This is a genomic window from Pseudomonadota bacterium, from assembly GCA_011049115.1.
Lineage (GTDB): Bacteria > Desulfobacterota > Anaeroferrophillalia > Anaeroferrophillales > Tharpellaceae > DSCM01.
Genome location: DSCM01000134.1, coordinates 1 through 6,922, shown reverse-complemented (window position 1 = coordinate 6,922; position 6,922 = coordinate 1). Strand labels below are relative to the sequence as shown.

Here is a 6,922-nt window from a genome sequence, read left to right as displayed (position 1 = left end):
TTATTACAGTGGTAAATTGGTTATTATCGATCATGGTCTGGAAATCTTTTCTCTCTATATGCATCTTGATGAAATCAGCTGTCGCCCGGGGGAAACGGTTCAGGGGGGGCAGATTGTCGGTCGTTCGGGAAACAGCGGTCGCGTGACCGGACCCCATCTGCACTGGGGGGTGAAGATCGCGGGAAGTTTTATTGATCCCTTGCGTTTTTCCGAAGAAAGTAAGTATCTTAATCTATTACCCTGGCAGGAAGCCGGCGGAGGTTGAAAAATGGCGAAGCCCAGTTTTGAAGAGTCAATGAAGAAGCTGGAAGAGGTGGTTGGCCGGCTTGAAGGGGATGAGGTTTCTCTCGAAGACTCGCTGAAGCTTTTTGAACAGGGGGTCAAATTGATGCGTTTTTGTCACCTGCGTTTAAACGAGGTCGAGGAAAAGGTCCGGATTTTGGTGGTGGATGAAAACGCGGCCGGTCGCCTTGAGGATTTCAAGGAATGAACCATCCCCTGAAACCCTTTCTGGATGAATATGTACCCGCGATCAATGGTCATCTGGAGAGCCTGGTCTTTCTCGACGGCGAGCTCGAAGGTTTTGCCGGCCCTCTGGCGGAAGCCATGCATTATAGTCTCGAAGCGGGCGGTAAACGGTTGCGTCCGATCCTGACCCTGATGGCATATCGTATGCTTGCCCCGGACTGGCGGCGTGCCCTGCCGGTGGCCGCCGCTTACGAACTGGTTCACACCTACTCGCTGATTCATGATGACCTGCCGGCCATGGATGATGATGATCTTCGCCGCGGCCGCCCGACCAATCACCGGATTTACGGCGAAGCCCTGGCGATTCTGGCCGGCGACGGCCTGTTGACCGAGGCCTTTCGTCTGCTGACGGAAAATGTCGCGGCCGCGCCCGAGGTCGTGGTCAAACTGGTTGCCGGTTTGAGCCGGGCGGCCGGAAGCCGGGGCATGGTCGGTGGTCAGGCTATTGATATTTTGATTCAGGGCAAAAAAACCGGTCGGGAAAAAACTCTGCTCGAGGTTTTACACCGGCGAAAAACCGGGGCTCTGATCAGCGCCTCCCTGCTGGCCGGGATTGATCTGGCCGACGGCTCGCCGGAGCTGCGTTCGCGGCTGGCCGAATTCGGCGAGGTGATCGGTCTGGCCTTTCAGGTGGCCGACGACATTCTTGACGAGATCGGCGATGAGGCCAGTCTGGGTAAGGATATTGGTTCCGACCGGGAACTGGATAAGCTGACTTTTGTCTCGCTTTTCGGTCTTGACGGAGCTCGGGACCGGCTTGCCGGTCTGCATGCCCAGGCCCGAACCTTGCTGGTGCCGCTGGGTCCGGCGGCGGCCGGGCTGCGGGCAGTCGCCGATTATATTGTGGAGCGGGATCGATGAACGGCTTTATTCATATCATAGGTTGTGGAAAATTCGGGCGGCGGGCGCTGGCTTATTACTCGGCCCGAAAAGAGGTTCCTCCTCTGGTCTTGGTCGATGCCGCGGCCGACGAGCTTGCGGCCGCCGTCGAGATGTCGGTGCTGGGGGCGAAAACTCCGCAGATATGTCGGGAGGATGCGGTGGTTTATCTGGCGCGTCTTTTGCTCGATGACCAGGCCTGCGCCCAGGATTGGATTATTCCTACGGCGCCGCTTCATCTGGCTTTTGCCGTGCTGGAAAAGATCAGTGGTCGCCGGCGTCTGGCCTGGGAAAACTTGCCGGATCTGCCTAATCTTTTTAGCGGACCCCGCGACGAGGTCTACAGTTCGTTGGCTGATTTTCTTTGTCCCGACCATTGTCCGCAGCCGCGCCGGACCTGTTTTGTCACTGGGAAAAAACGCGACCCTTCGCTGTTGCGGCGGCTGGCCCGGCTTAAATATCAAAGCCGGAGCCGGATTTTGCCGTCGCTGATCCTGCCCAGCACGCAGCTGGGCCCCGGCCTGGGCGGTTTTCCTCTGCGCCGCCTGCGGCATCTGACAGACGCGATTGAGCGAAAATTTCCCGGGCCGCTGCTTTTCAGTACCGCCTGCCGCTGTCACGGGGTCACCAATATCCTGGGCCCCGGCGCATGAAGGCCCTGGTCGCGAACGGGAGAAAAAGGGAGGGCCTGCGCGCGCGTCGGGAACGGGTGCGAGGCATTATCCTGGGACTTTCGCGGCTTTATCCGAACGCCGGCTGCGCCCTGATTTATCACAGCCCCCTGCAGCTGTTGGTCGCGGTTATCCTCTCGGCCCAGTGTACCGATGTCCGGGTGAATCAGGTAACCCCGTTTTTGTTCGCGCGTTTTCCGGATGTCGAGGCGTTGGCCGCGGCGGAACTCGCAGAACTGGAAGAGCTGATTAAAAGCACCGGTTTTTTTCGTCATAAGGCGAGAAATATCAAAACCTGCTGTCGGCAGCTGCGGGAACGGCACGGCGGCCGTCTGCCCGTCACCCTGGAAGAGATGGTGGCTCTGGCGGGAGTCGGGCGGAAAACCGCCAATGTCGTTCTGGGAGAAATCAAGGGTTTGCAAGGAATCGTGGTCGATACCCATGTCAAACGGTTGAGTCGGCGGCTGAGACTGACCAGAAGTTCCGAACCGGTTCGGATTGAGCGGGATTTGGAAGCGGTGGTGCCGGAGATGGCCGGAAACCTGTTTTCCCATCTCTTGATATATCATGGTCGCCAGATCTGTTCGGCCCGCGGCCCCCGTTGCCGGGAATGCCCGATTTTAAAACTGTGTCCGGGAGGTTTGTCTGAACATTCTTGAAATCGCGAGCCCCAATTTTGACGAGCGTCCGCCCGCGGCTTTAATTGATCTGGTGGTGATTCACGCCATCAGTCTGCCGCCGGGAAAATTCGGCACGGGCCGGGTGGTGGATTTTTTCACCAATGTTCTGGACCCGAAGGCCGACCCTTATTTTGCCGCGATCGCGACTTTGCGGGTCTCGGCCCACTATTTCATTGAGCGCCGGGGGCGTTTGATTCGTTTCGTCGCGGAAGATATGCGAGCCTGGCATGCCGGGGTCAGTTGTTTCGCGGACCGGCACAACTGTAATGACTTTTCTCTTGGTATAGAACTTGAAGGGGACGACATTCAGCCCTTTACCGAGCCCCAGTATGAAGTTCTCATTGAGTTACTGCGGGATTTGCGCGGGCGTTATCCGGGGCTTACGGCGGATCGGATTGTCGGGCATTGTCACATTGCCCCGGAGCGTAAAACCGATCCCGGGCCGCATTTCGCCTGGGAGCGGGTTCGGCGCGGTCTGGCCTGAAGCGCCGGGGCGGCGGACTGGAACTCAATTCGGATTGAATTTAATGGCAGCAAGGATCTTAAACGCTTGAAATCGGAACAAGCCTACAGCGGCCTGCTCATGGTCGGGGTTCTGGGGGAGAAACTGAGCCCGGCTGAAATCGCGGCCTTCACTCGTTATCCTCCGGGCGGGGTTATTCTCTTTGCCCGTAACTGCGTGACGCCGAAAAAAGCGGCGGTTCTGATCGCCGAGCTTCAGGGACTTCGGCGTCCGGCGGGAATGCCCCCCCTGTTGATCGCGATTGATCAGGAGGGTGGACCGGTCAGACGCCTGCGCGAGGGTTTCCCGGAGTTTACCGGCGCGGCGGGGCTGGGCCGGCAAAATGATTTGGCCAAGACCCGGGCCGAGGCCGCCGAGCTGGGCAGAGCTTTAAGCACGATCGGCATAAACTGCAATCTGGCTCCGGTCGCCGATCTTCTGAGCCCGCAAAGCCGGGTTCTGAAAGAGCGCTGTTTCGGTGAGCAACCGTCCTTGGTCGCGGCCCAGGTCAAGGCCTACATCGAGGGCTTGCAGAAGGTCGGAATCGCCGCCTGCGTCAAACATTTCCCCGGGCATGGAACGGTGGTCGAAGACAGCCACGAGCGCCTGCCGGTGGCGTCGTTAAGCCGGTCCGAACTCAAACCTCATCTGCTGCCTTTTGCCGGCGCGGTCAAAGCCGGAGTGCGCATGATGATGGCGGCCCATCTGTCTTTTCCGGCCATTGATGCTCACAGCGTGCCCTTTTCCAGGGTTTTTCTTGAGGACATCGCCCGCCGCGAGCTGGGTTTTGTCGGGGTGCTGGTCTCCGATGATTTTGATATGGCCGCGGTTTTAGGCCCGTCTTTAGCCGAAGTCATGGTAGAGGGCATCACGGCCGGTCTCGATCTGGTGTTGTGGGGCCGCAATCTGCGTCCCCTGGCCGATCCCGGCCCGGTGCTGGCCGAATTTTGTACCCGGCTGCGGCAGAGTGGGCCCCGGAAAAGGGAGCTGCGGGAAAAACTTGAACGTTTGTTTTCCCTGCGGGAAAAATTGGCTGAAGGAAAAGCCTTTGCGAGTTAAACTGGGGCTTGAAACCTTTCTTGCCGGGGCAAAAAGATACGCCGGTCGGCGCGCCGCCTTCCTGACGCATCAGGCGGCGGTTGATCATCGTGGCCGCAGCACTCTGGCTCGAGTCAGACAGGCTTTGCCGCAGCTGGTGCGGGCGGTCTGGAGTCCGCAGCACGGTTTCTATGGCGACCGCCAGGCCAACATGATCGCCTCGGAGGATTTTGCCGATCCCCTGTCAGGGTTGCCGGTGTTCAGCCTGTATGGTGAAAAACGAGAACCCACGCCGGAAATGTTCGCCGGCATAGATCTGATTTTGGTTGATCTGGTTGATGTTGGCTGTCGGGTTTATACTTATATCTGGAGCCTTTATCTGGTGCTTAAGGCCGCGGCCGCGGCCGGGGTCGAGGTCGTGGTTTTTGATCGACCCAATCCGCTGGGCGGGGAGCGGCGCGAAGGCAATCTGCAACGCCTTGACCATTGTTCCTTTGTTGGGCTTTATCCTTTGCCGATGCGGCATGGCCTGACCCTGGGCGAGCTGGCGCTTTATTTTAAAACGCAGGCGGGTTTCGACGGAGCCCTGACGATTGCCGGCATGGAGGGTTGGCGGCGGCGGTTTTATTTTCCCCGGACCAAACTTTTCTGGGTTCTGCCTTCGCCGAACATGCCTTCGCCTGCAACCGCCCTGGTTTATCCCGGCCAGGTTTTGCTGGAGGGCACCAACCTTTCCGAGGGGCGGGGTACGACCCTGCCGTTTGAGTTGTGTGGAGCTCCTTATGTCGATCCCCGCCGGCTTCTGGCCGAAATTGACAAGAAGGCCGCCGCCGGGCTTTTTTTACGTCCGACCTGGTTTACACCGACCTTCGACAAATGGCGCGGGCGGCTCTGCGGCGGCTTGCAGCTGCATGTCGTCGAGACGCAAAAATTTACGCCCTATTATTTTACCTTGAGTTTGTTGCAGGCGGTGATCCGCCTTTATCCCGAGGAATTCAGCTGGCTCAAGCCGCCCTATGAATATGAATACGAAAAAGCGCCGATCGATATCCTGACCGGCGATCCGGAAATCCGTCGCACTCTGGAAAACGACGGCGACCTTGAAGCCCTGCGGGCTTCCTGGGAACCTGAGCTTAAACATTTTTCCGACCTTGGCGATGACATCATTTTAAGTGTCTGACGCGGTCGCGAACCAGGTTGCGTTCCGGTGGCGGATTTGCGACCACCGTCCGCACTGACAAGGTGGTGGCTGGGTTTTTGGGCATCATGTTTTTATTTAAATGTTGGTTGAAGCGCGAAAAATCCTTGGATTTGAGGAGGAAAGATGAAGATAACAGTCAAGATGATGGAGTTATGGTTACTGCTTGTAACGGCCGCGGCATGGTTGGGGGGCTGCGCCGGTTGCGGTGGCTATGAGAAGGGGGCTCGTGTGACTCCGGCTTTCGTGGCGGCGCAGGGTTCTCGGGTTTATGTTCATCCTCCCAAGGATCAAAAGCTTTCCGGCTGGATGGAGACTTACATTGACATGGAGCTTGAACACCTCGGCTTCAAGCCGGTCGAAAGTCCCGCGCCCGGTGATCTCTTGGCTTACTATTCGTATTCATACGATTGGGATGAGCCCTCTTACATTCGTGATTTCATGATCGTTTTCAAACCTTATCCCGGAAACGACCCGGCCCTGCTGGCCTCGGCCAGCTGCTACCATCGCTGTTCCTGTTCTTTTACCCAGGCCGGCGGCCAGGAGGTGCATCATGCCTTTACCGCCCTGCGCGAGGAATTAAATGCCCTCGCGGGCGCCGCGATACCTGATTCCTGGCGCTGAAAACCACCGGCGCCCGTGCCTTCTTCCGCGCCCGCTCGGCTCGGATATTATCGCCCGGTGACGCTTCCAGAACCTGACGATAAAGAAAAATCAGAGCATTCATGGCCCGGCGGTTGCGGGGCGCTACCCGCACCGCAACCGCCGGGTGAGTTAAAAACTCCTCGACCCTGCGCTCCTTATCAAGCCGCAGTTCCCGCCTTTTCTTCATCTGCAGCTCATCCAGCAGCCTTGGCTCTGAATAATTACCTTGTTGAGAATACCTTGACACGATTTTAACGATGTTTTATAGACGATTCGGAATGACTACCGACACTCAGATATCTGAACCAGGCAAAGGCGGCACTTAACAGTCTGAATATCAAGTTATCAGGGACAAATTGCCTGATAATATAAGTGTTAGCGCCGGGAACTGACACCAATTTACCAATTGATAATCAGGGCGAAATCGGATAGAAAGAGACATAACTTTTACAAAAATCCATCTCACAGGAATCCATAATGGTTAAATTGCCACTTTCCATAAATCCTTGCCCGATTATTGAAGCGATATTCGAGATCAGATTCGAGTCGTCTTTTCCGGGCGACGGGGCCTGTAAAGCATTTTGTGTAAACGGTCCGGGTTTGAGTTGTCAGTAAACCGGTAACCGGCCTTCAAATATGATTGAGAATTGGTTCAGGACCGCCCTCCAGTCCCTGATCGGCATCGTCCACTTTTTTGCAATATTATGCAACGCCAAGTAGAGCAGCTTCAGCATAGCGGTGTCATTAGGGAATGAGCCTCGGTTTTTGGTCACTTTACGCA

10 protein-coding genes are annotated in these 6,922 nt (G+C 56.9%); 9 read left to right on the top strand and 1 reads right to left on the bottom strand.

Translation table 11 applies throughout. The features are described 5' to 3' along the window. The 9 genes from ENN66_11820 to ENN66_11780 all read left to right on the top strand — a co-directional run. Positions 1 to 265 (top strand): M23 family metallopeptidase (locus ENN66_11820; GenBank protein ID HDS17270.1); only part of this gene is annotated, 265 nt, incomplete at its 5' end. Positions 266 to 268: 3 nt separating this feature from the next. After that, entirely contained in the window at positions 269 to 490 is a 222-nt protein-coding gene (locus ENN66_11815; protein HDS17269.1) for an exodeoxyribonuclease VII small subunit, read from the top strand. Continuing rightward, on the top strand, positions 487 to 1,389 hold the full coding sequence (locus tag ENN66_11810; GenBank protein ID HDS17268.1) for a polyprenyl synthetase family protein: 903 nt from the start codon (positions 487 to 489) through the stop codon (positions 1,387 to 1,389). Before ENN66_11815 ends, ENN66_11810 begins: the two co-directional genes overlap by 4 nt. Beyond that, positions 1,386 to 2,060 (top strand): hypothetical protein, encoded by a 675-nt coding sequence (locus tag ENN66_11805; GenBank protein ID HDS17267.1) that lies wholly within the window; start codon positions 1,386 to 1,388, stop codon positions 2,058 to 2,060. The genes ENN66_11810 and ENN66_11805 overlap by 4 nt, the downstream gene beginning before the upstream one ends. Next, positions 2,057 to 2,737: an endonuclease III gene (gene nth, locus ENN66_11800; protein ID HDS17266.1), complete on the top strand. Its 681-nt coding sequence runs from the start codon at positions 2,057 to 2,059 to the stop codon at positions 2,735 to 2,737. The genes ENN66_11805 and nth overlap by 4 nt, the downstream gene beginning before the upstream one ends. A gap of 1 nt (position 2,738) precedes the next feature. Continuing rightward, on the top strand, positions 2,739 to 3,242 hold the full coding sequence (gene ampD / locus ENN66_11795) for a 1,6-anhydro-N-acetylmuramyl-L-alanine amidase AmpD (protein ID HDS17265.1): 504 nt from the start codon (positions 2,739 to 2,741) through the stop codon (positions 3,240 to 3,242). Positions 3,243 to 3,308: 66 nt separating this feature from the next. Continuing rightward, the gene (locus ENN66_11790) at positions 3,309 to 4,319 is read left to right on the top strand and encodes a glycoside hydrolase family 3 protein (protein ID HDS17264.1); all 1,011 of its coding nucleotides are present in this window, start codon (positions 3,309 to 3,311) and stop codon (positions 4,317 to 4,319) included. Continuing rightward, entirely contained in the window at positions 4,144 to 5,478 is a 1,335-nt protein-coding gene (locus tag ENN66_11785) for a DUF1343 domain-containing protein (GenBank protein ID HDS17263.1), read from the top strand. The genes ENN66_11790 and ENN66_11785 overlap by 176 nt, the downstream gene beginning before the upstream one ends. Positions 5,479 to 5,622: 144 nt before the next feature. After that, positions 5,623 to 6,120: a hypothetical protein gene (locus ENN66_11780; protein HDS17262.1), complete on the top strand. Its 498-nt coding sequence runs from the start codon at positions 5,623 to 5,625 to the stop codon at positions 6,118 to 6,120. A gap of 629 nt (positions 6,121 to 6,749) precedes the next feature. Here ENN66_11780 and ENN66_11775 read toward each other — a convergent pair. Then, a partial coding sequence (locus ENN66_11775; protein HDS17261.1) for a transposase occupies positions 6,750 to 6,922 on the bottom strand: 173 nt, incomplete at its 5' end.